21 protein-coding genes and 1 tRNA gene are annotated in these 22,337 nt (G+C 67.2%); 6 read left to right on the top strand and 16 right to left on the bottom strand.

The features are described from left to right. Nucleotides 1–128: 128 nt before the first annotated feature. Nucleotides 129–2,864 (top strand): beta-galactosidase GalB, encoded by a 2,736-nt coding sequence (gene galB / locus AC56KW_RS22590; RefSeq protein WP_497172893.1) that lies wholly within the window; start codon nucleotides 129–131, stop codon nucleotides 2,862–2,864. A gap of 14 nt (nucleotides 2,865–2,878) precedes the next feature. On the opposite strand, the gene AC56KW_RS22585 is transcribed toward galB, so the two are convergent. Both AC56KW_RS22585 and AC56KW_RS22580 read right to left on the bottom strand, forming a co-directional pair. Further along, complete coding sequence (locus tag AC56KW_RS22585; protein WP_497172892.1) at nucleotides 2,879–3,301, bottom strand: Rrf2 family transcriptional regulator; 423 nt, start codon at nucleotides 3,299–3,301, stop codon at nucleotides 2,879–2,881. A 55-nt stretch (nucleotides 3,302–3,356) separates the two neighbouring features. Beyond that, complete coding sequence (locus AC56KW_RS22580) at nucleotides 3,357–3,950, bottom strand: CGNR zinc finger domain-containing protein (protein WP_497172891.1); 594 nt, start codon at nucleotides 3,948–3,950, stop codon at nucleotides 3,357–3,359. Nucleotides 3,951–4,084: 134 nt separating this feature from the next. On the opposite strand from AC56KW_RS22580, the gene AC56KW_RS22575 reads away from it, so the two are divergent. Next, nucleotides 4,085–5,023, top strand: coding sequence for an alpha/beta fold hydrolase (locus AC56KW_RS22575; protein ID WP_497172890.1), 939 nt, complete (start codon nucleotides 4,085–4,087; stop codon nucleotides 5,021–5,023). Nucleotides 5,024–5,027: 4 nt separating this feature from the next. On the opposite strand, the gene AC56KW_RS22570 is transcribed toward AC56KW_RS22575, so the two are convergent. The 7 genes from AC56KW_RS22570 to AC56KW_RS22540 all read right to left on the bottom strand — a co-directional run bounded on the left by AC56KW_RS22570 (nucleotide 5,028) and on the right by AC56KW_RS22540 (nucleotide 10,804). Then, nucleotides 5,028–5,486, bottom strand: coding sequence for a DUF2721 domain-containing protein (locus tag AC56KW_RS22570; protein WP_497172889.1), 459 nt, complete (start codon nucleotides 5,484–5,486; stop codon nucleotides 5,028–5,030). A gap of 145 nt (nucleotides 5,487–5,631) precedes the next feature. Further along, nucleotides 5,632–7,257 carry an alpha,alpha-trehalose-phosphate synthase (UDP-forming) gene (locus AC56KW_RS22565; RefSeq protein WP_497172888.1) on the bottom strand — a complete coding sequence of 542 codons (1,626 nt, stop codon included), beginning with the start codon at nucleotides 7,255–7,257 and terminating at the stop codon, nucleotides 5,632–5,634. A gap of 78 nt (nucleotides 7,258–7,335) precedes the next feature. Beyond that, nucleotides 7,336–8,271 (bottom strand): heme o synthase, encoded by a 936-nt coding sequence (gene cyoE, locus AC56KW_RS22560; RefSeq protein WP_497172887.1) that lies wholly within the window; start codon nucleotides 8,269–8,271, stop codon nucleotides 7,336–7,338. 124 nt (nucleotides 8,272–8,395) lie between these two features. Further along, nucleotides 8,396–9,055 (bottom strand): hypothetical protein, encoded by a 660-nt coding sequence (locus tag AC56KW_RS22555; RefSeq protein ID WP_497172886.1) that lies wholly within the window; start codon nucleotides 9,053–9,055, stop codon nucleotides 8,396–8,398. Nucleotides 9,056–9,222: 167 nt separating this feature from the next. Continuing rightward, on the bottom strand, nucleotides 9,223–9,696 hold the full coding sequence (locus tag AC56KW_RS22550; RefSeq protein ID WP_497172885.1) for a copper chaperone PCu(A)C: 474 nt from the start codon (nucleotides 9,694–9,696) through the stop codon (nucleotides 9,223–9,225). A gap of 28 nt (nucleotides 9,697–9,724) precedes the next feature. Further along, on the bottom strand, nucleotides 9,725–10,339 hold the full coding sequence (locus tag AC56KW_RS22545; RefSeq protein WP_497172884.1) for an SCO family protein: 615 nt from the start codon (nucleotides 10,337–10,339) through the stop codon (nucleotides 9,725–9,727). Nucleotides 10,340–10,447: 108 nt separating this feature from the next. Next, complete coding sequence (locus tag AC56KW_RS22540) at nucleotides 10,448–10,804, bottom strand: DUF2946 family protein (RefSeq protein WP_497172883.1); 357 nt, start codon at nucleotides 10,802–10,804, stop codon at nucleotides 10,448–10,450. Nucleotides 10,805–11,083: 279 nt separating this feature from the next. Here AC56KW_RS22540 and AC56KW_RS22535 point away from each other — a divergent pair, with 279 nt between their 5' ends. The 3 genes from AC56KW_RS22535 to map all read left to right on the top strand — a co-directional run bounded on the left by AC56KW_RS22535 (nucleotide 11,084) and on the right by map (nucleotide 15,426). Continuing rightward, nucleotides 11,084–14,308 carry a di-heme oxidoredictase family protein gene (locus tag AC56KW_RS22535; protein WP_497172882.1) on the top strand — a complete coding sequence of 1,075 codons (3,225 nt, stop codon included), beginning with the start codon at nucleotides 11,084–11,086 and terminating at the stop codon, nucleotides 14,306–14,308. A 132-nt stretch (nucleotides 14,309–14,440) separates the two neighbouring features. Then, a complete protein-coding gene (locus tag AC56KW_RS22530; protein WP_497172881.1) occupies nucleotides 14,441–14,653 on the top strand; it encodes a ParD-like family protein in 213 nt (70 codons plus the stop codon). Next, nucleotides 14,650–15,426: a type I methionyl aminopeptidase gene (map, locus tag AC56KW_RS22525; RefSeq protein ID WP_497172880.1), complete on the top strand. Its 777-nt coding sequence runs from the start codon at nucleotides 14,650–14,652 to the stop codon at nucleotides 15,424–15,426. Before AC56KW_RS22530 ends, map begins: the two co-directional genes overlap by 4 nt. Here the strand turns inward: map and AC56KW_RS22520 are convergent. The 4 genes from AC56KW_RS22520 to udk form a co-directional block, all read right to left on the bottom strand. Further along, nucleotides 15,423–15,809 (bottom strand): DsrE family protein, encoded by a 387-nt coding sequence (locus tag AC56KW_RS22520; RefSeq protein ID WP_497172879.1) that lies wholly within the window; start codon nucleotides 15,807–15,809, stop codon nucleotides 15,423–15,425. The genes map and AC56KW_RS22520 overlap by 4 nt on opposite strands. Before the next feature lie 44 nt (nucleotides 15,810–15,853). Beyond that, the gene (locus tag AC56KW_RS22515; RefSeq protein ID WP_497172878.1) at nucleotides 15,854–16,381 is read right to left on the bottom strand and encodes a glycine cleavage system protein H; all 528 of its coding nucleotides are present in this window, start codon (nucleotides 16,379–16,381) and stop codon (nucleotides 15,854–15,856) included. Next, nucleotides 16,341–16,436, bottom strand: a tRNA-Sec gene (locus AC56KW_RS22510). Before AC56KW_RS22510 ends, AC56KW_RS22515 begins: the two co-directional genes overlap by 41 nt. A 14-nt stretch (nucleotides 16,437–16,450) precedes the next feature. Continuing rightward, nucleotides 16,451–17,137: a uridine kinase gene (udk, locus tag AC56KW_RS22505; protein WP_497172877.1), complete on the bottom strand. Its 687-nt coding sequence runs from the start codon at nucleotides 17,135–17,137 to the stop codon at nucleotides 16,451–16,453. A 372-nt stretch (nucleotides 17,138–17,509) separates the two neighbouring features. Here udk and AC56KW_RS22500 point away from each other — a divergent pair, with 372 nt between their 5' ends. Further along, nucleotides 17,510–17,929 (top strand): hypothetical protein, encoded by a 420-nt coding sequence (locus tag AC56KW_RS22500; protein WP_497172876.1) that lies wholly within the window; start codon nucleotides 17,510–17,512, stop codon nucleotides 17,927–17,929. On the opposite strand, the gene selB is transcribed toward AC56KW_RS22500, so the two are convergent. From selB to fdhE, 3 genes are read right to left on the bottom strand one after another with little or no spacing between them, the layout of a single operon-like run. After that, entirely contained in the window at nucleotides 17,926–19,842 is a 1,917-nt protein-coding gene (selB, locus tag AC56KW_RS22495) for a selenocysteine-specific translation elongation factor (RefSeq protein WP_497172875.1), read from the bottom strand. The genes AC56KW_RS22500 and selB overlap by 4 nt on opposite strands. 17 nt (nucleotides 19,843–19,859) lie before the next feature. After that, nucleotides 19,860–21,311, bottom strand: coding sequence for an L-seryl-tRNA(Sec) selenium transferase (gene selA, locus AC56KW_RS22490; RefSeq protein WP_497172874.1), 1,452 nt, complete (start codon nucleotides 21,309–21,311; stop codon nucleotides 19,860–19,862). A gap of 2 nt (nucleotides 21,312–21,313) precedes the next feature. Then, entirely contained in the window at nucleotides 21,314–22,333 is a 1,020-nt protein-coding gene (gene fdhE / locus AC56KW_RS22485) for a formate dehydrogenase accessory protein FdhE (RefSeq protein WP_497172873.1), read from the bottom strand. Nucleotides 22,334–22,337: the final 4 nt, after the last annotated feature.

Here is a 22,337-nt window from a genome sequence, read left to right as displayed (position 1 = left end):
GGCAGCGACGTAGCTGAATCATAACAATATCGATCATCGGAGGAGACTTGGAACGACATCCGCAACCTATCCCGGGTAGCGCTGACCTCGCTCGCGCTCGCCCGGGACCGGCGCAACGCGCGCTGGCCATGGCGAGCCTGCTGGGCGCCACGCTCGGCGCAGTGCTGGCGACGGCACCGGCCATGGCGCAAGCTGCAGCGCAACAGGCGCAGCAGCAAGGCCGCGAACGCATCGACTTCAACGACGGCTGGCGCTTCACCCTGGGCGACCCTGGCGGCAACTCGGCGCCCTACCTGTACGACGTCCGGCCCGACGTCAAGCAATCGGCGGACGGCAAGGACGCCGATGCTCGCCCCGACCAGGCGGCCCGGGTCGAGCGCGCCGGCGTACCGCTCCTCAAACCCTGGATCCTCCCGAGCGGCAACGCCTTCATCAAGGACCCAGCGCGGCGCCACGCCCGTCCGGCGGCCGATCCAGCCATCGACGCACCCTACGCGCGCCTCGGCTTCGACGACAGTGCCTGGACCCAGGTCCGCCTGCCGCATGACTGGGCGATCGCCGGCCCGTTCCTGGAAACCGGACCCTATGGCGGCATGGGCCGCCTCAAGACCTGGGGCCCGGCGTGGTACCGCAAGACGCTCACGCTGACTGCGGCCGACCGCGGCAAATCGATCTTCCTCGACATCGACGGCGCCATGGCCTATGCCAGCGTCTGGGTCAACGGCCGCCTGGCCGGCGGCTGGCCGTATGGCTACAACTCATTCCGCATCGACCTCACGCCCTACGTCACGCCCGGCGCCAGCAACCAGGTGGCGATCCGCCTCGACAATACGCCCGAATCGGCGCGCTGGTATCCGGGGGCGGGCCTGTACCGCAATGTGTGGATCACCAAGACGGCGCCGCTGCACGTCGGCCAGTGGGGCGTGCAGCTCACGACGCCCCAGGTGTCGAAAGAGTCGGCCCAGGTGGCCTGGCGCGTCACCCTCGACAACAAGGGCGCCGCACCCGTCAAGGCCGACGTACTCACCGAACTGCTCGTGCTCGACGCCCAGGGCAAGCCGACCGGCAAGCCGGTCGCCAGCGTGACCTCGGCGCCGACGACCGTCGCGCCGGGCGCCAGCGCCAGCGTGACTGGCGCGGCCACCCTGGCCAAGCCGCGCCTGTGGGGCCCGCTGCCGACCCAGCAGCCGCACCGCTACCTGGCCGTGACCACCGTGCGCCAGGATGGCCGGGCAGTCGACCGTGTTGAGACGCCGTTCGGTATCCGCACGCTGCGCTTCGACGCCAACGAAGGCGTGTTCGTCAATGGCGAGAAGATCGCGCTGCGCGGCGTGAACAACCACCACGACCTCGGCGCGCTCGGCTCCGCCTTCAACGTGCGCGCGGCCGAGCGCCAGCTCGAAATGCTGCAGCAGATGGGCGCCAACGCCCTGCGCATGAGCCACAATCCGCCCGACCCGCAGCTGCTGGAACTGACCGACCGCATGGGTATCCTGGTGGTGGACGAGGTGTTCGACTCCTGGCAGCGCAAGAAGACGCCGCTCGACTTCCACCTGATCTTCGACGAGTGGCACGAGCAGGACTTGCGCTCGATGATCCGGCGCGACCGTAACCACCCATCGGTGATCATGTGGAGCATCGGGAACGAGGTGGGCGAGCAGTATACCGACAAGGAAGGCGCCGCGATCGCCCGTCGCCTGCACGCAATCGCGCGCGAGGAAGACTCGACCCGCCCGACCACGACCGCCATGAACTACGCGAAGCCCGACATGCCGCTGCCGGCCGAGGTGGACCTGATCAGCCTGAACTACCAGGGCGAAGGCATCCGCCAGGATCCCGAATTCGAGGGCACCGACCGCATCCGTACGCCGCCGCAGTATCCGGCCTTCCATGCAAAGTTCCCGGACAAGGTGATCCTCACGAGCGAATCGGCCTCGGCGTTCAGCAGCCGCGGGGTGTATTTCTTCCCGGTCCATCCGGCCAACAGTTCGATCGTGCGCGACGGCCGGGGCGGCGATTCGACGCTGCAGCAGGTCAGCTCGTATGAGCTGTATGCCGTCGATTTCGGCTCGTCGGCCGACAAGGTGTTCGCCGCGCTCGACCGCCACCCTTATGTGGCCGGCGAATTCGTCTGGACCGGCTTCGACTACCTGGGCGAGCCGACCCCGTACTATGGCGCGCGCAGCTCCTACACCGGCATCATCGACCTGGCCGGCTTCAAGAAAGACCGCTTCTACCTGTACCAGTCGCGCTGGCGTCCAGCGCTGAAAATGGCCCACATCCTGCCGCACTGGACCTGGCCGGAACGCGTCGGCCAGGTCACGCCGGTGCACGTGTTCACCTCGGGCGACGAGGCCGAGTTGTTCGTCAACGGCAAATCGCAGGGCCGCAAGAAGAAGGCGCCGCTCACCTATCGCCTGCGCTGGGATGAGGTGAAATACGAGCCGGGCGAGGTGCGCGTCGTCAGCTACAAGGACGGCAAGGAATGGGCCCGCGCCTCGGTCAAGACCGCGGGCGACGCGGCCGCGCTGCAGGCCAGGGCCGATCGCACCACGATCGACGGCGACGGGCGCGACCTGTCGTTCGTCACTGTACGCATCGTCGACAAGGACGGCGTCGATGCGCCGCGCAGCATGCAGCGGGTGCGCTTCACGGTCGAGGGTCCCGGCGAGCTGGTGGCGACCGACAATGGCGACCCGACCAGCTTCGAGCCCTTCCCGTCGCCCGAACGCGCCGCCTTCAACGGGCTGGTGCTCGGCATCGTGCGCGCCAAGCCGGGCGCCAGCGGCCCGATCACGGTGCGGGTGGCGGCCGACGGCCTGGCGCCGGCGTCGGTCACGCTACAGGCGCGCCAGCGCCGCTGAGATCGCGGGCGGCATCAGGCCTCGGCTGGTGCCGCCTTGGGCAGGAAGGAAGACAGCCGGCGCTGTCCGAATTCGCGCAGGAGCGTGCCGGCCGCCTGGGCCAGCGCGACGTCGAGCATGTCGGAGATTGCCCGCTCATGGACGCAGCCAGGGTGGTCGACGGTCGAAGCGATCGCAAAAATGACGGGTTCCTCGAGCGCCTGGTAGACGTCGAGCACCGTGATGGCGTCCGGGTCCACCGCGAGCACCCAGCCCCCATTGCGGCCGGCGGTCGAACGCACATAGCCGGCGCTACGCAGAGCGCCCATCATGCGTCGCACCAGCACCGGGTTCGTATCGAGCATCACGGCCAGTTCTTCCGAACTGGTCGTCTCCTCGCGTCCATGAATGTGGACCAGCACGTGCAACATGCGCGCCAGTCGGAAATCAGCTCTCATCGGTCATCCTCCTGGCCACAGCATACCGCAACTCAATGAGTTTCGAAATACCACCTCAGGCCGACGTGCGGGTTCGCTTGCGGAACTCGGCGGCCTTGTGACGGTTGCCGCACAGCGCCATGCTGCACCATCGGCGCCGGTGCGATTTGGTGCGGTCGTAGAACCACAGCACGCAGTCCGGATGTTCGCACTGGCGCACGTACTCGAACTGACCGCTGGCCAGCAGGTCCGCCAGCGACTCGGCCAGCCGCCCGAGCGCCTGCTGCGGCGACGACGCGGGCAGCCGGCGCGCGAGCACCGGGTCGTCGTCGTTCCACTCCAGCACCGGCACCGACTGCATCGCCGCCAGGTAGTGGTTGAGCCGCTCCGGATTGCCGCGCCTGCCCTCTTTGCGCAGCTCGACCAGCGCGCGCGCGGTGTCGCGCAGCTCTCTGGCGCCCTCCAGCAAGGCGTCTTTAGCCGCCCGATCCTTTATGTGGCCGGCATCGATTCCGCACCGCTCCAGCCAGCGCAAGACATCGTCGCCGCTCGTCCATAAATCGACGTGCGCAGCGCCGCTGCGCGCCTCTGTATTGAGCAAGTCCAGCGCCAGGTGGTCGGCAATCAGCACCGGCTCCGTGAGGTCCGCTTCCTGTTTCTTGTCGGGCATCGGTCTACCTTTCGCAATAACCATCAAGATTATACTTGAACGGTTATCACAAGCATGTGATACTAGAACCGCATAACCTCAGAAATTATATATTACAGGTTACCCAGGATCCATCTCATCGAAAGGAGTCCCCCATGAAACCGATTCTTCATCCCCTGCTCATGGCAGCCGCCATCGGCGGCGCCGGCGCCGTCCAGGCCGCCGAGCAGGCGCCCGAGGTACGCCATGACACGGTCCGGGTCAAAGGTGTCGACGTCTTCTATCGCGAAGCCGGCCCGCAGGACGCGCCCGCCGTCCTGCTGCTGCACGGCTTTGGAGCGTCCTCGCACATGTTCCGCGAATTGATCCCCAAGCTGGCCACCGGCTATCGCGTGGTCGCACCCGACCTGCCGGGCTTTGGCCTGACGCGCCCCGACGCCTCGTTTTGCTACACCTTCGACAACCTGGCGGACGTCATCGATGCGTTCACGATCGCCAAGGGCTTGCAGCGCTACGCCATCTATGTGTTCGACTATGGCGCGCCGGTCGGCTGGCGCCTGGCGGTGCGCCATCCCGGGAAGATCACGGCGGTGGTGAGCCAGAACGGCAATGCCTACGAAGAAGGCCTGAGTCCGGGCTGGGCGCCGATGCGGGCCGCCTGGGCCAATCCCACACCCGAGAACCGCGAGGCGCTGCGCAAGTTCAATACGCTGGACATGCTCAAGTGGCAGTACGTCGAGGGCGTCAAGGACACCGCGTCGATCGCCCCCGACGGCTACCTGCTGGCGCATGAAGCAATCGAGCGCATCGGTGTCGAGCCGCAGATGGACCTGCTGGTCGACTATGGCCAGAACATCAAGCAATACGCGCAGCTGCACGAGTTCTTCCGCCGCTACCAGCCGCCGACGCTTGCCATCTGGGGCAGGAACGATCCGTTCTTCCTGCCGCCGGGGGCCGACGCCTTCAAGCGCGACAATCCGAAGGCGCAAGTGCGCTTCCTGGACACCGGCCACTTCGCGATCGAGACCCATGGCCCCGAGATCGCGCGCGAGATGCGCAGTTTCCTCGACCGTCACCTGGGCGGCGGCAGGTAAGCTGCTAGCCGGCGATGGACCCGCAACTGGCCATCGCCCTTACCTGCTGCGCCCGCATGAACGCGCAGCTGATGAATATCTCGCGCATGAGATAGACGAAGACGACGGTCAGCGCCAGCATGCCGCCGATGAAGCACAAGGCGATGTACTGGTCCAGCGGCAGGCTGGTCGTATCTCCCAGGAACAGCATGGCGATCACCAGGCAGACCAGCAGGCCGCAGGCCGTGCTGGCGGTGATGCTGATGTTGATGAGCGAAGCGCGCTCGTGCAGACTGAGCAGCTCGCCCAGGCATTCGTTCTCGCGATTGGCGCTCAAGCGCTCTTCCAGCGCCCGCGTGCGGTCGATCAGGCGCCCCAGGCGGTTGGTCAGCACGACCAGCAGCGTGCCCACCCCGGCGAGCAGGAATACCGGCGCGATGGCCAGCTGGATGGCTTCACCGATCTGGCTGAGCTGGAAGTCCATGGGAATGTGGCCTCGACCTGGTAACGAACGTATCCGTAGTGTAGCAAGGGCTCGCCCGGACCGCCCCGCCCTCTGCCTTTTGAAGGACTGGCCAGGCGGATACCGTAACTCCAGGGATTACCGATACGCGTTGGCCGCTCGACCGTTACGCCTGGACGCTCTGCCGCGGCCCGGGCCGCGACCGGGCGCAAGGCGTATTGCGCCCCGCCGCGATGCGCATGCCATCGTCCAGCAGCCGCGCCGCCCAGCCGAACACCGTGCTCTGGCTCACCATGGCGCGCATGGCGCGCATGCGGGTGGTCTGCTCGTGCTCCGGCATGTCCAGAGCGTGGCCGATGGCGCGCGCGATGCCGGCGATGTCGCGCGGCTCGACCAGCAAAGCCTGGTCCAGCTCGGCCGCGGCGCCGGCCTGGCGGCTGAGCACCAGCGCGCCGCGCAAATCGTTGCGCGCCGCGACGAATTCCTTGGCAACCAGGTTCATTCCATCGTGCAGGCTCGTGACCAGGCAGACATCGCTGGCGCGGTAGCAATCGGTGACGGTCGCCGCGTTGGCGCTGGCGGCATGCAGCACCACCGGCTGCCAGGCGCCATTGCCGAAGCGGGCGTTGATCCTCTCGGTCAGCGCCTTCACCTGGCGCGAGATCTGCTGGTAGGCCGGCAGCGCGCCACGGCATGGTGCGCCGATCTGCAGGAGCGTGACTTGACCATGCAACGCCGGACGCTGTTCGAGCAACAGCTCGAACGCCTGCAGCCGCTCGGGGATGCCCTTCGTGTAGTCCATGCGGTCGACGCCGACCAGCAGGCGCACATGTGGCGCGATGCCGAAGCGGCGCTTGACCTCGTCGCGCAAGCCGGCAGGCGGCAGCGCCTGGCGGCCCGGCCAGCCGATCGAGATCGGATAGGCGCCGGCGTGGGCGTGGGCGGCGCCAGGATTGCGTGGGTACCCGGCCCGCACCAGCTGGAAATTCGTCAGATCGGCCGGGGTCTGCAGGCCGACCACGGTGCTGGCCAGGAGGCCTGCCATCAACTGGTCGCGCCACGGCAGCCGCGACAGGCGTTGCGGCGCCGGGAACGGGATATGCCAGAACAGGATGATCACCGCGTCCGGCAGGCGCTCGCGCACCAGCTGCGGCACCAAAGCCAGGTGGTAGTCCTGGACCAGCACGACCGGCCGCGAAGTAGCGGCTTCGGCCACCACGGCGTCGGCGAAACGGCGGTTGACCCGCACATAGTGCTCCCAGTCGCCCGCACGGAAAGTCGGCTCGACGTCGGTGTGGTGGCATAACGGCCACAAGGCTTCGTTGGACAGGCCGTCGTAATAGCCGGCGACTTCGTCGTCGCCCAGCCACAGGCGGCGCAGGCGGTAGGGGGCATCGAGGTGGCGTTTCAATACGTGGCCGTGCGCGTCGCAGGTCTCGCGGTCGGCGTCGCCGCTGCCGTGGGCGATCCAGCAGCCGCCCTCGTTGGCCAGCACCGCTTCCAGTGCGGTGACCAGGCCGCCCGCGGGGCGCTGGGCCACGATGCCATGTTCAGTATGGGAATGGACGCAGGGCGCCCGGTTCGAGACGACGATCAGGTCGTCGCCGCAGCCCAGCTGCTCGAGCAGGCGGGCCAGGTCGGCGCTGTCGCGGACGTCGGCCGGTGCAAGCAGGCCGGCCGGAACACGCGTGGAACGGCCGCCATGGGGCTGGCGGTCGGGGGGGTGAATCGGTAGATGCGCTGGATTGCCGCGCACCCGCATGGTGGGGTGGGATTGGTATCTCGCTGTCATGCAAACAGCTTAATATCTTAGCGTTCCCCGGACCGTGCGCCACCGTACTCACATTGACAATTTACCAAACAGAAACTTTCATGCAGTGACGTAGTGATCCAGCAGCAGTGCCGCGAACAGCAGCGCCAGATATACGATCGACCAGGCAAACGATTTGCGGGCGATGTGGTCGCTATAACGTCGATGGACCAGCCAGCCGTAGCGCAGGAATACCGCGTTCAGCGCGCAAGCGGCCACCAGGTACACTACGCCGCTCATGCCTACCGCCCACGGCAGCGCCGTGCCGGCCGCCAGCGCCAGGCTGTAGCGCCACACCTGCAACCCCGTGTGGGCCATGCCGTGCGTCACGGGCAGCATGGGCAGGCCGGAACGCGCATAGTCGTCGCGGCGGGCCATGGCCAGTGCCCAGAAGTGCGGCGGCGTCCACAGGAAAATGATCAGCACCAGCAGCCATGCCTCCATCGGCACCGCATTGGCGACCGCGGCCCACCCCAGCGCCGGCGGCATGGCGCCGGCGAAACCGCCGATCACGATGTTTTGCGGGGTATGTGGTTTGAGCAGCAGCGTATAGATGAAGGCGTACCCGACGAAGGTGGCGAGCGTCAGCCACATCGTCAGCGGATTGATCCTGGTGTACAGCAGCGCCGCACCGGCGCCACCCAGCACCAGCGAAAAGACAACGGTTTGCAGCGGGCCCAGGGCGCCGCTGGCCGTCGCGCGGCGGGCGGTGCGCGCCATGCGGGCGTCGATCCGGGCCTCGAGCAGGCAATTCACGGCGAAGGCGGCGCCGGCCAGCAGCCAGATACCGGCGGCACTGGACAGCAGCACGCCCCAGCCAGGAAAACCATCGCTCGCCAGCAGGCTGCCGATCACGGCGCAGAACACGGTCAGCATCGTGACGCGCGGCTTGGTCAGTGTCCAGTATTGGGAGCACAGGCGGATCAGGCGCGCGGCCGCGCCTGGTCCGGCGCCCAGGCGCGCCGCTTCTATCTCTATAACTTTCACATTCGACATGATCGCGCGGCCGCGGTGCAGAGATGGCGGCCGTTACCCAAAACCCGACATCCTAGAGGAAATCAAGTTCCATACAAACGGGCAAAATGTCCCAGTTGCCGTAGAGACCACGGTTTTTACGCGGTTAGCGCGCTTCTTCGACCGGATGCGCGATTGTCGGCGCCAGTTGGACGGGCATCTGATGTGCGAACACCACATATTGCATCGAGCACAGCGCGACATAGGCCAGCAGCTCGCACAGCTCCTCGAACACCTGGGCGCTCGACGCGGCCATGGCGAGATGGCAGGACATATGGCCTTCGGCGCAGGTCGAACCCATGGCGCCGGCCAGCGTCACGATCAGGCACAGCCAGGGTGCGCGGTGCGCCAGCGCGGCCCGCAGCGGCCGGTCGATACGGTGGTAGAACGCGCTGAAGAGCAGCCAGGCCAGCAGCAACACGGCGCTCGGCCGGGCCAGTGGTCCGATCCAGTGGGCGCTCGCGGCCATGGCGTCCACGCCCGGCCACGCCCTGCCCCAGCTGAGTTCACGTCCCGCAAGCAGCAGCCACACGGGCGCCACCCACAGGGCCAGCGCGGCGACCGGCGCGGGCCGGGCGCGCAGGTGGGCAAGCAGCGCCAGCACGCAGCCCACGCCCAGCACGATCACTTGCAGGTTTTCCAGCAGGCCTCCCTCGCGCGCCCAGGTCGCGGGCAAGACCAGGCTGGCGGGATAGCTGGCGACCAGCGCCGCGAGCAGTAACCATTCGCCGCGCCGCGCCGGGATCCATGAAGGATGTCGAGACATTCGCACTCCGTTCGCATGACGCCGCCAGCCCCCGATTGCGGGGAGCTGGTCGGCAATCACGCGATTGTACGAAGCTGCGCCATGCGCACGATTGCTTTAACGAGCAATTCGACGATCAGTTGTTGTTTTTACATCAATTTCGCCGGTTGCGCGTCAGGCGTTGCGTGTCAGTGACCGGCGTGGGCGGGTTTCGCCGTATTGTTGAGCGCCTTCACTGGCGCCTTGATCTCGACCGTTTCGCGCTTGCCGTCCTTGCCTTCGAAAACCAGGGTGAACGGGACGGTATCGCCCTCTTTCACCTGCGACTTGAGGTTCAGCAGCATGAGGTGATAGCCGCCCGGCTTGAGCTCTACCCGCTGGCCCGCGGGCAGGTCGACCGACTGCACCTGGCGCATGCGCATCACGTCGCCCTGCATCGCCATCTCGTGCACCTCGACGTTGGGCGTCAGCGGCGAGCTGGCCGAGACGAACTTGCTGTCCCTGGCGGCCTGCAGCTGCATGAAGGCGCCGGTCGCCTTCTGCGCCGGCACGGTGGCGCGCACCCAGGCGTCCTTGACGCTGACATTGGCCTGGGCGAAGGCGGTACCGGCGGTGGCCGCCAGCACGGCGGCGGCGGCGAAGGTGCGGATGAAGTGGTTCATGGTGTTTTCCTTTGTGGATGGTTCGGGTTCAGGCGGCGTGCAGCAGCTTGCGCACGTCGGCGGCGTAGTCGAGCGCCGACTGGCCGTGCGACAGTTTCAGGCGCAGCTTGCCGCGGGTGTCGAAGGCATAGGTGACCGAAGTATGGTCGATGGTGTACGAATCGCCGGTCGGGACCTTCTGGTAGATCACCTTGAATTCTTTCGCGGTCTCGGCCAGGCGTTCCTGGTCGCCGTAAAGGGCCAGGAAACTCGGGTCGAAGGCTGCCGTGTAGGCGTTCAGGACCTCGGGCGTGTCGCGCTCGGGGTCGACGCTGATGAACAGCACCTGCAGGCGGTCGCCGTCGGGGCCGAGCAGGGACTTGACCTCGGCCGCGCGCGCCAGCGCGGTCGGGCACACGTCCGGGCATTGGGTAAAGCCAAAGAACATCAGCACGACCTTGTCCTTGAAGTCGGCCAGCGTTCGTTCCTGCCCCGACGGGTCCTTGAGGCGGAAGTCGCGCCCGAAATCGGCGCCCGTGATATCGGTGCCATTGAAGCTGACCGCCCCGCCGATGCGGCAGCCGGCAAGCAGCCCCAGGGTGATTGCCGCGCCGGACAGCACGAAGGCACGCCGCGTGGCGTTACTGGAAACGCGTTGATTCATCTTGCTACTCCTGATTGATCGCGCCGTGCGGGAGGCGAACCTGCAGCTCAGGATCACCGTGCACATGCACGTAAATACAGCGCCGGCGCCGGGGCCGGCTCGCAGGGTTCAGGAGTAGTCAGGCGGCCCGCGCGGCGGCAACGGCGCGCCGGCATGGACCACGACGTGGGAAGCGACGACGCGCTGGACCGCGCCCACTGCCGGCTGCGGCGTGGGCGCGCCCATCGCCACAACCGGCGGCGGCAGGGCTGCCGGCAGGCACAGCGGACAATCGAGCGTATGCCCCTTGCCGTGAAGGGCCGCGCCGTCCTGATCGACAAACACGACCTTGGCGCCGCCCTCGGAGCACACCAGCGCCATCGTGGTCGGCTGCACCACAGGTGCGGCACTGGCGGCGCCCAGGGTGAGGACGAACCAGGCCAGAACCAGACGGACCAGCATCGACGATGTGCGCAGGATGTGCATGAGTTTCGATTATTGGTGATGGGCCATGCTGGCGTCAACGGCAAACTGCATCCGGCAGCTGTTCCATAACGTAGATCCTCACGCATGCGCTTGACATGTATTGACGTGGCGGATATCTTGACGCTAAAAGTTGCTATATAGCAATTTACCCTTCGTCAGGGAAGATATCAGGGCACGGCCTTCAGGGGCACGCGGAAAAACCCGGACTTGCGCCATGCGGACGGCGGCTGCCGCCGGCGCGGGATCTCCAATGAATAATTGATAACCAAGGAGTTTTACATGAACCTACTGCCTCGCGGGCAGTTTGCAGGCCGCCTCCGCATGCCCGGCCTGCCACTCGCGCTCACCATGCTGCTCGCCGCTTGCGGCGGCGGCAATGGCGAGTCGCCCATCGCCCAGATGGAGGGCGCCGGCAAAAGCCTGTCCCGGTCGTATTCCGCCGCCGCCGAAGGGCTGGAGATGCCACTCACCCCGACCGGCGCCACCGCCACCTCGCGCGAGCGCGGCGATCTCGACGCCAGGTTCGCGATCGATGGCGACCGCGCTACACGCTGGGGAAGCGAATTCTCCAGTGAGCAACACCTGACGCTCGAATACGCTGAAAGCGCCGTCATCACCCGGGTGCGCATCGATTGGGAAAATGCCCACGCTCGCAAGTATGAGCTGCAAGTGTCGGACGACGGCGACGCCTGGACCACGATCAAGACCGTCAGCAACAGCCAGGGTGGCGTCGAGGACTTCACTGGCCTCAACGGCCAAGGCAAGTTCCTGCGGGTGAAGGGCGTCGAGCGCGCCGGCCAGTATGGCTATTCCATCCTCGAGATCCAGGCCTTCACCGGCACGCCGGCCGATCCGGAAATCCCGCCGACCGAACCGGATCCCGAGATCCCGGTCGACCCGGGCAAGCCGGGCGTCGCCATCAAGCCTGCGAGCGCCACTTCGTCCAGGCCGGAAAACGACGGCCTCAACGCCGGCAACGCGATCGACGGCAAGCTCAATACGCGCTGGGCGAGCGCCGCGCAAGATGGCAACGGCGGCTGGATCCAGTTCAACTTCAACACACCGACCCCGATCGGCTACATGAAGCTGAACTGGGAAGCGGCCTATGCCAAGGCATATTCGGTATCGACGTCCAACGATAACCAGAACTGGACCGAGCTGCGTGTGGTACGCGACGGCCAGGGCAAGATCGAGGAATTCTTCAACCTCGGTGCCGTCGCCAAGCACGTCCGCATCCAGGGCCTGCAGCGCTCGTCGGATTACGGCTATTCGCTGTGGGAAGTCGAATTCAAGACGCCCGGCAGCGACAATACCGTGCCCGCCGTCCCGGTCTCGGCCGTGCCCTTCCCCACCAGCGGCAATGGCTGGTCCCCGCTGCCGGGAGCGAAGGAACCGATCGAGTCGCTCCAGTTCACGCTCGCCGACGGCACCCTGGTCACGCGCTTCGGCGCCCGCGGCAAGGCGCGCCATGGCCGTGAACGCGGCGAGGAATGGAACGAGATCGGCTCGAAGTTCCCCAACAAGACCGTCGATCCGGCCACCGGCCTGCCGCGCAACGAGGGACCGGGCAATCACCTGACCTTCGTGCCGCTGTACCACAAGAACCGCACCTGGGGCGTCGAGATCATCGACCGCAGCCGCGTGCCGAACAACACCAAGCCGGTGCTGATCGTCAACCAGTACACCACGGTGCCTTTCCTGAAAGGCGGCGTGGCGTTCTTCCGCGCCTTCGACCGTCCGGACGATACCGGCTTCGGCTGGATGGCGCCGGGCCAGCTGGTCAACGACAAGGTCGCGATCTGCCCGGCCACGCCCTATCCGAAGAACGACACCTTGGCCAATGCGAACCTGGCCAACGGCGACTGCACCTTGCAGCTATGGGACTATCCGGGCCACGCCGAACTGAATACGGATGGCTTCCCGAACGGCCGCACGGTCCCGGCACGGCGCCTGGTCGCCGGCGATGTGGTCGAGGTCTCGCCGTCGTATTTCACCACCATCCCGGCCCTGCGCGCCCTCGGCGACCAGGGCGGCGAGCGCTACTACTCCACCGAATGGACGTATGTGGTCGGCGAAGGCTTGCGGCCATGGTATGGCGTACTGCCGCGCCTGATGAACGCGCCGCTCCCGCTGGCGACCCTGTCCGGCGGCATCGGATCGGTCTCGTACAACTACAGCGACAACGGCAAGTTCATGTTCCAGCAGCCGTTCAACAACATCGGCATGCAGAACATGCAGCGCTTCGTCGAAGGTCGTCGCCTGGTGCACACCAATATGACCACGGGTGAGCACAACGAGACGGGTAACGACAAGTACCTGCCGGCGGTCGGCCTGCAGGGCCAGCAGTTCGGCCAGTCCACCTGCGTCGCCTGCCACGCCAACAACGGCCGCAGCCCGGCCCCGGTGGACAAGCAACGCCTCGATACGATGAGCGTGCGTGTCGCCAGTACCGGCGCGGACGGCGCGCAGTTGCCGCATCCGGTCTACGGCTCGACGGTGCAGATGAACGCCCTGTCCCTGGCCGGCACGCCGCAGAACTGGGGTACCGGAGTGCGCGTCGATGGTTTCGACGAGCGCAAGGTGAACCTGGCCGACGGCACCGAGGTCACGCTGCGCAAGCCGAAGCTCAAGTTCGACGGCCCGACGCCGGCCACGTTCTCGCTGCGCGCGGCCAAGCCGATGCTCGGCGTCGGCCTGCTCGAAGCGGTGCCCGAGGCCGACATCCTGGCGCGTGCGCGCACCAGCCCGGACCAGGACGGCGTCAGGGGTGTCGCCAACTTCGTGTTCGATCCCGAGACGGGCGCGGTGCAGGTCGGCCGCTTCGGCTGGAAGGCGTCGAAGGCGTCGCTGCGTCACCAGGCCGCGAGCGCGCTGCTGCAGGACATGTCGGTGACTTCACCGGTCTACCCGAACCGCAGCTGCGACAACAATCCGGCCGGCTGCGCCAGCGCGCCGAAGCAGAAAGGCATCTCCGAGTCCGACCTGCAGCAGATCACGAACTACATGGCCCTGCTGGCCGTCCCGGCACAGCGCAGCCTTGCCAGCGGCTTCCCGAAGGGCGTAGCCCCGATCGAGGAACTCGATGTCGACACCCGCAAGGTCGACGCCGGCGCCAGGCTGTTCGACGCGATGCGCTGCGTGGCTTGCCATACGGCCTCGATGAAGACCGGATCGAACCATCTGTTCGCGGAACTGCGCGACCAGACCATCCGTCCCTACACCGACCTGCTGCTGCACGATATGGGTCCGGGACTGGCGGACAACTACAAGGAAGGCCAGGCCAGCGGCAGCATGTGGAGTACCGCGGCGCTGTGGGGCATCGGCTACACCGAAAAGGTGATGGACCGCGACGGCGCCGTCGGCTACCTGCACGATGGCCGCGCCCGCAACCTGACCGAGGCGATCATGTGGCACGACGGCGAAGCAGCCGCCGCACGCAACCGCTTCGCGAAGCTGGCCAAGGCGCAGCGCGACGAGCTGATGGCGTTCCTGCGTTCGCTGTAATCACTTGACGTAAGTCCGAATGGCGCCGGGAGCGATCCCGGCGCCATTTTTTTCTGCTGGCGGCCACTTGGCGCTGGACAGAATATATGGAACGTATATACGCAATATACGAATCATATATGGAGCATCGCCATGGGCATCGTCAATATCGAAGACGACCTGCACGACCAGGTCCGCCTCGCCACCAGGGTTTCCTGCCGCTCGATCAATGCGCAAGCCGCGTTCTGGATCAAGGTCGGCATGCTGTGCGAGACCAATCCCACCCTCAGCTTCAATGAGATCGTGCAGCGCGAGCTGGCCGCGGCCGGGGTCTCGGCGCCGCCACTGGTGCTGAGCGCGGCATGACCAAGCAGCCCCATGAACTCGCGCTGATGGCCGAATCGGGCCGCCTGCTTGCGTCCGTCTTCGGGATGCTCGACACGCTGACACTCGCGGGCATGACGACGCTCGAGGTCGACACGCTCGTCGAGCGTTTCATCGTCGACCGGCTGCAGGCGCGGCCGGCCAGCAAGGGCCAGTACGACTATGGTTTCGTGCTCAACGCATCCATCAACCAGGTCGTGTGCCATGGCGTGCCCTCGACCAGCGATGTGCTGAAGGACGGCGACATCGTGAACTTCGATATCACGCTCGAAAAGAACGGCTATATCGCCGACTCCAGCAAGACCTACCTGGTCGGCGACGTCGGCCTGGCCGCGCGGCGCCTGGTCCAGACGACCTACGAGGCGATGTGGAAAGGCATCCGCGCGGTGCGGCCCGGCGCCACCCTGGGCGACGTCGGCCATGCGATCGAGCGCCACGCCAGGCGCAACGGCTGCTCGGTCGTGCGCGAATACTGCGGCCACGGCATCGGCCGCGAGATGCACGAAGAGCCGCAGGTATTGCACTTCGGGACGAAAGGCACGGGGCTCACGCTGCGCGAAGGCATGGTGTTTACGATCGAGCCGATGCTCAACCGCGGCGGACGGAGCGTGCGCACCGAAGACGATGGCTGGACGGTCGTGACACGCGACGGCTCGCTGTCGGCGCAATTCGAGCATACGGTCGCGGTGACGGCGCACGGCGCGGCCGTGCTGACGCTGCGTCCCGAAGAACGCGGCATGGTCAGCGCTGTCTAGAACACCAGCATGCGCCAACCGGCGCTGCTGCCCTGCTCCACGAAGGCCACCATGCCTTCGACACCCGCGCAGTGCGGCCCCAGCGCGGCGCGCCCGGCGCCACTGGCCTGCAGCGCCTGGGTGCAGGCGCGGATCTCGACGCCCAGTTCGGCGCTGGCTTCCAGGTGGCGCGCGATCGGCCAGCGCTCGTCGCCAAAGCCCGTCAGCCGTCCGGCATTGACGGCCAGCAGCCACTGCACCGACTGGCTGGAAAACAGCATCTTGACGCGCATGTCGAGGGCCGCCGCGGCTTGCGCCGTCATGAAAGGCGTGGCGAGCAGTTCGGGACGCGACAGGTCGCACGACCAGACCAGGATGGCCAGGCCGCCTGCCTGCGCGCTCATTTGCTCACTCATTTGCTTACTTGGCTGCTCACCCAGCCGAACGCTCACGGCTTGATCCAGTCGTCGACTGGCTCGAGCCGCATGCGGCGTTCGGCCAATGCGGGCAACGCGACGCCATGCGCCAGTTGCGCGCGGTCGCGTTCCCAGTCGCTGGCCTGGATCACGGCGATCCAGCCTTGACCGTACGGGTCCTGGTTGATGAGTTCTGGCTTGTCTTCGAGCAGCCCGTTGACCTCGACCACGGTGCCGGAGAGCGGCGTCTTGATCGTTACCACGGTCTTGCTCAGTTCGACGACGCCCATGGTCTTGCCTTGCTCGAGCTCGGTGCCGGCCGATTTCGGCCGGCACATATAGAAGTAATTGCCGCTGATCTTGACGCCAAAGGCGCTGACGCCGACCTGGAAGCGGCCGTCGCCCAGCGCGCGGCACCACATATCGTTCTCGAGGTCGAAGTAGCAGTCGTCCGGATAGTCGAAACCGAGGATCAGCATGGTCTTGGTATAGAACGGGAAAGGACGGGAAAGGGCGGCATGGCGGAAGGATGCGGGAGTCGAACCCACCCGGCGACGCATGGCGCCACCAACTGGGTTTGAAGCCCAGCCGCCCCACCAGGGACGATTTCCTTCCGATGAGCCCGCATTTTACCGCGTGTCGGCGATTCCATCCAGCGTCGGGCTGGAACGACGGTTCAGGAGCTGCAACTGACCAAGGACGCTGGCCACCTTGGTGGTGATGACATCGATCGCCGGGCCGTTCGCGCCGTGCGGCAGGATGACGTCGGCCTTGCGCCGGGTAGGCTCGATGAACTGCTTGTGCATCGGGCGCACCGTGTCCAGGTACTGGCCGACAATGCTGTCGAGCGAACGACCGCGCTCGGCGACGTCGCGCTGCAGGCGGCGGATGAAGCGCACATCGGGCGCGGTGTCGACGAAGATCTTCAGGGACATCATGTCGCGCAGGTCGGCGTTGTACAAGGCGAACAGGCCCTCGATCACGATCACCGGCGCCGGCTTGACGGGAATGGTCTGGTCGGTACGGTTGGACACCGTGAAGTCGTAGATCGGCATCGCGATCTGCTCGCCATTGCGCAAGGCGCGCACGTGCTCGACCAGCAGCGGCCAGTCGAAGGCCTGCGGGTGATCGTAGTTCTGCGCGCGCCGCTCTTCCATGGTGAGATGGGTCTGGTCGCGGTAGTAATCGTCCTGCATGACGACGGAGACGAGATCGGTGCCGAACGACGACAGCACTTGCTGCGTCACCGTCGACTTGCCACTGCCGCTACCGCCGGCGACGCCAATGACAAACGGTTTGGAAGGAATCTGATTCATCCCGCCATGATACCGGAGCGGCGAACGTTGCGACAGGGGCGGCGCGCTCCCCGCATGCGCCTGTCATGACCGCGTCATGGGTGCGGCTTACCTTGGCGGCGCTGCAGACGATATCGGCGCAGCAACACAACGTCACGACTTTAGTTACCTCAATGTAAACTCATAACAAGGGATTAACGTCATGACGTCGCGCCGCAGTCCTGGGCAGCAGCGCCCGCGCCGGCAAGGGCGGCTACGCGGGCAAGAGCACGCTTGGTCCCGGCCACCTTACGCCCGAGTACGACACCCATCCACGCCCGCACGGCAGCACCAGGCAGCACCAGGCAGCCGGCGCCTGGCGGCCGCGTCTAGGGGCCCGGCCGGCGGGGGCCGATGCATGTGATCCCGCCGCGGCGCCGTGGCGGCTGGGTCAACTCGCAGGTGTTCGACCACGCCTCGGTGCTGCGTTTCCCGGAGGCGCGCTTCGGCGTCAAGGAACCCAATAGCGGCCCGTTGCGCCGCGCCGTGTGCGGCGACCTGGCCAGCGCCTTCAACGTCGTCTCGCCCAACGGCGCAGCGCTGCCGGTGCTGAAGTGCCGCAAGACCAAGGGCGAGGCCGACGCCCTGCGCGCCGCGCCGCAGCGCCTGTACGCCAACCTTCCTCGACGCCGGCTGGGCCGGCGCGCTCGACGCGGTCGTCGTGTCCACCCACCTCCAGGCGCCTACGATGGCCGACTTCACCTTCGTGGATCCGGCAGAGGTGCCGGAACCGGACACGCTGGCGCCGATGCTCGCCGGCGCCGGCTGCCCTAATCCTTCGACGGAAACAGCAAGGTTCCCGGTCGTAGCAGGTGCGCGTCGCCGAGCCGCCGCAAGAAGCCGATGCGGTCGAAGAACTCCAGGATCTGGATCGCGCGTTTGCGGCCAAGGCCGGTCTCGTCGCGAAAGCGCGCCGCCGTGACCTGGCCTTCGGCATCCTCGTGCGCCAGGCGGCGCACGATGTCGGCCGCCTCCTGCATTACCAACGGGTGGTAGAACAGGTCTTTCACGACCTGGTACACGTCGCCCCCGCGCGCCATGCGGCCCAGCACTTGCCGCACCTGGACTTCGGGCAGGCGCGCGGTCTGCGCGATGTCGCGTACCCAGGGCGGATCGAAACGACCGTCCAGCAGCTTGGGCAGCGCGTGCTCGGCCACCACCTGCTCGGCCGCGCGCAGGGCGACGCCATGTTCGGGCAGGTGCAGGAAGCCGTTGCGGCGTGCAATCGTGCCCGCCGCGATCATGTGGCCGCTCAGTTGCAGCCACAGCGCCTCGGGCATGCGCGGCGCCGCCAGGCGGCGCGCGCGCAGCAGGTCGGGGCCGATCTCGTCCGGGTATGTCGCGTGGAAGTTGGCCAGCGCCTGCAGCAGGCCGGCTTCGTTCTCTTGCAGGCGCACGCGCGAGACCAGCCACTCGCCGCCGGCGCCGGCCACGACGTCCGGCATGCCGGCCAGGTCAAACGGCCAGCTCGCCAGTCCACTGCTCCTCAGCCAGGTCGCGCCGTTGACCCCGTATGGCGCCTGGGCCAATGCACCCAGCAAGCGGGACTGAGGATCGTCGGCGCGCTGGGTCTCGAGGTAAGCCAGGCGTTCCGGGGTCTGGCGGTAACGTACCGGTCCCAGCGGATCGAGCACCGAACCGCCGGCCACCGTGCGGATCGCGGACGCGTCGCGCAGGATGAAGCGGTCGCCGTGCCAGACATTGGCCGGCTTGTGCAGCACCAGCTGGGCCGGCGCGGCGCTGCCGGGCGCGATCGACGGCTGGCCCAGCACGGCCACCGTCGCCAGGCAATCCTGGGTGGCCGCGTGCAGGTGCACCAGCGTGCCGGAACGCAGCGCGCGCTCCTCGGTCGCGGCGACTTGCAGCCAGACGTCGATGCGCTGCGTCGTCAGCGCGATCGCCGGGTCGCACACGACCTGGCCGCGCAACTCGTCGCTGCGTGCCAGGCCGGCCAGGCCGACGGCGCAGCGCTGGCCGGCATGCGCCTCTTGCGCGGCGCGGCCATGCACTTGCAGGCTGCGCACCCGATAGACCTGGTCGGGGGCGCCGGCCAGCGACAAGCCGTCGCCGATGGCGACCTTGCCCGTCGAGACGCTGCCGGCGACCACGGTACCCACGCCGTCCAGGGTAAACGCGCGATCCAGGCCCATGCGGAAAGCCGCGCCGGCCGCGCCATCGAGCGGCGCCGCATGCAGCGCCTGCACCAGATGCGCGCGCAGCGCATCGATGCCGTCGCCGCGCACGCTCGACACCTGCAGTATCGGATAATCGTCCAGGCCGGCGCTGGCCAGCAGGCCGGCGACCGCCGCCTCGGTCTCGCGCAGCCGCGCTGGATCGACCCGGTCGATCTTGGTGATCACGGCCGCGCCGCGGCGCACGCCGAGCAGCGCCAGGATGGTCGCGTGCTCGATCGTCTGCGGCATCGGGCCGTCGTCGGCCGCGATCAGCAGCAAACCGACATCGATGCCGCTGGCGCCGGCCACCATGGTGCGTATCAGCTTCTCGTGGCCCGGCACGTCGACGAAACCGATGCGGCTGCCGTCTTCCAGCGGCATCCAGGCATAGCCCAGTTCGATGGTGATGCCACGCTTCTTCTCTTCCGGCAGACGGTCGGCGTCGATGCCGGTCAGTGCGCGTACCAGCGCGGTCTTGCCGTGGTCAATATGTCCGGCGGTGCCGACGATCATGCAAACATCCTTCTTGTTTATTCCTGGACCAGCGCCGCGCGCAGCGTCCCGAGTTGCCCCAGCAGATCGCGTGGATCGTCGACGCAGCGGCAATCGAGCAGCAGGCGGTCGTCCGAAATGCGGCCGATCACCGGCAGCGGCAAGCCGCGCAGCGCCGCGGACAGCGCGTCGAGCGCCGTGCCCACGCCGCGCCTGCCCGACAGGCTCGGCGCGATGGCCAGGCCGCTGGACGGCAGGCGGTCGACCGGCAGCGATCCAGAGCCGATCTGGCTCAGCATCGATTCAAGCGTCACCGTATAGCGCGGCGCCAGCGCGGCGCGCAGCGGTTCGAGCAGCGCCTGCGCGTTGGCGGCGACCTGATCCCGGCTGCGGGTCAGCCAGCGCAGGGTCGGCAGCTCGTCCGCCAGCAGCTCGGGTTGCAGGTAGAGCTGCAGGGTCGCTTCCAGCGCCGCCAGCGGCAGCTTCGACAGGCGCAGCGCGCGCTTCATCGGGAACTTGCGGATGCGGCTGACGCACTCCTTCGTACCGACGATCAGGCCGGCCTGCGGCCCGCCCAGCAGCTTGTCGCCCGAGAAGGTGACCACGTCACAGCCGGCGGCCAGCATCTGCTGCGGCGTCGGCTCCTGCGGCAACCCGTACTTGCCCATGTCGATCAGCGAGCCGCTGCCCAGGTCGCTGACCAGGACCACGCCCCGCGCCTGCGCCAGCGGCGCCAGTTCCGCCTCCGACACCGAGCTGGTGAAGCCCTGCACCGCGTAATTGCTGGTGTGGACCTTCAGCAGGAGCGCCGTGCGTTCATTGATGGCGCGCTCGTAGTCGGCCAAATGGGTCCGGTTGGTGGTGCCGACTTCGACCATGTGGGCGCCGGCGCTGGCCATGACGTCCGGCATGCGGAAGGCGCCGCCGATTTCCACCAGCTCGCCGCGCGAGACGATGGCTTCGCGGCCGCCGCCCAGCGCGGCCAGCGACAGCAGCACGGCGGCGGCATTGTTGTTGACCACGGTCGCGCTTTCCGCGCCCGTGATCTCGCACAGCAGGTCTTCGACGATGCTGTCGCGATCGCCGCGCGAACCGCTGGCGAGGTCGTATTCGAGGTTGTTCGGGCCGGCCATCATCGTGACCAGGTGCGCGATCGCCGCCTGGGGCAGGACGGCGCGTCCGAGATTGGTATGGATGACCGTGCCGCTCAGGTTCAGTACCCGGCGCATTCTCGGCGCCAGGCGATCGGCGACACGCGCGGCCAGCGACCGGCCGAGCGCCTCCGGCGACAGCGTGCTCGCGGGGAGCACGCCTGCCAGGGCCTGCGCCCGCAGGCTATCGACCTGCGCGCGCGCTTCCCCCGCGACCAGCGAATGGCCGTGGCGGGAAACCAGCGCCTGCACGGATGGCAGGCGCAGCAGTTTATCGATCGAAGGCAGATCCTTGACTGTCGCCTTCGAGCCGTGGACCACGGACTCGTCGAGCGACATGATCAATTACTCCTAAGTTCTTCGTTATCGCCGTCGCCTTCCTCGCTCCCCGTGAGCAGGAGCAGGTTGACGCCGTGCGGCTGGAAGCCCGCTTCCGACACCAGGATGTCCAGTGTCAGCGTGGCCACGTCGTCGGCCACCGGATCGACGTGGAGATCCCTCTCCATGCGCACGATCTTGAGATAGTGCCCGCACTCGTCGCAGGTTTCGGCCTGGACCGATGCCTGCGCCGTGTCTTCCTGCGCGCCATCGGTGGCCACCGCCTGCAGCGAGTGGTAGTGGATGCCCTTCGTGGTCTCGCAGTGGCTGCACTTGACCCGCACCATATGCCACTGCGTCGAGCACAGCGCGCAATGGAGGTAGCGGAAGTTGCTGCCGCTGGGGTCCAGCCTCGTCACCGACGAGGTCGGCAAGCTGGCGCAGCACGGGCACAGGGTCGCGTCGAGCGTGCGCCCGAACGGTTCCTGGCGCGCCGCGCCGTGGGCTTGCTGGGTCGCCAGCACCATATGGGTCCAGTAGACCTGCAGGCCGGCCGCCAACAGCGGCGCCGCACTCATGTCCAGGCCGGCTGCGCCTTGCAGCAGCAGTTCGGCTTGTTCCTCGAGATGGGCGTCGTCGGCGGCAAGCAGCGCCTGCACGGCCGCCTGGGCCGGGCTGTCCGCGAGACGCGGGACCAGGAGCTCCAGCATGCGGCGCAATGCCGCGCGCCAGGCCGGGTCACGCGGCCACAGCGGCGCCGGCAGCGGCGCTTGCGCGGCGCGGCCGGCGGCCAGCAGGTCGTCGGCGCTCGGCAGGACGACCTCCGGGTAGTCCTGCAGGACCGCATGCTGCACATGCGCCAGGTCGGCGGCGAACAGGAGGAAGTCGCGCATCGCATGCCCGGCAGCCAGCTCGCGCAGGCGGGTTTCACGGGTGGCGAACAGCTCTGCCCGCACCGGGAGGTGCAGGTAGGGCATCTGCTGCCCGGACCGGACGGCAATTTCTTCCGGGCTGAGCAGCGGTGTTGCTTTGGTAACACTCATAGAA

The organism is Telluria sp. RT2P19 (genome assembly GCF_059685725.1).
Note: the sequence above shows the minus strand (reverse complement) of the source record. Positions and strands in the feature narration are given on the sequence as shown.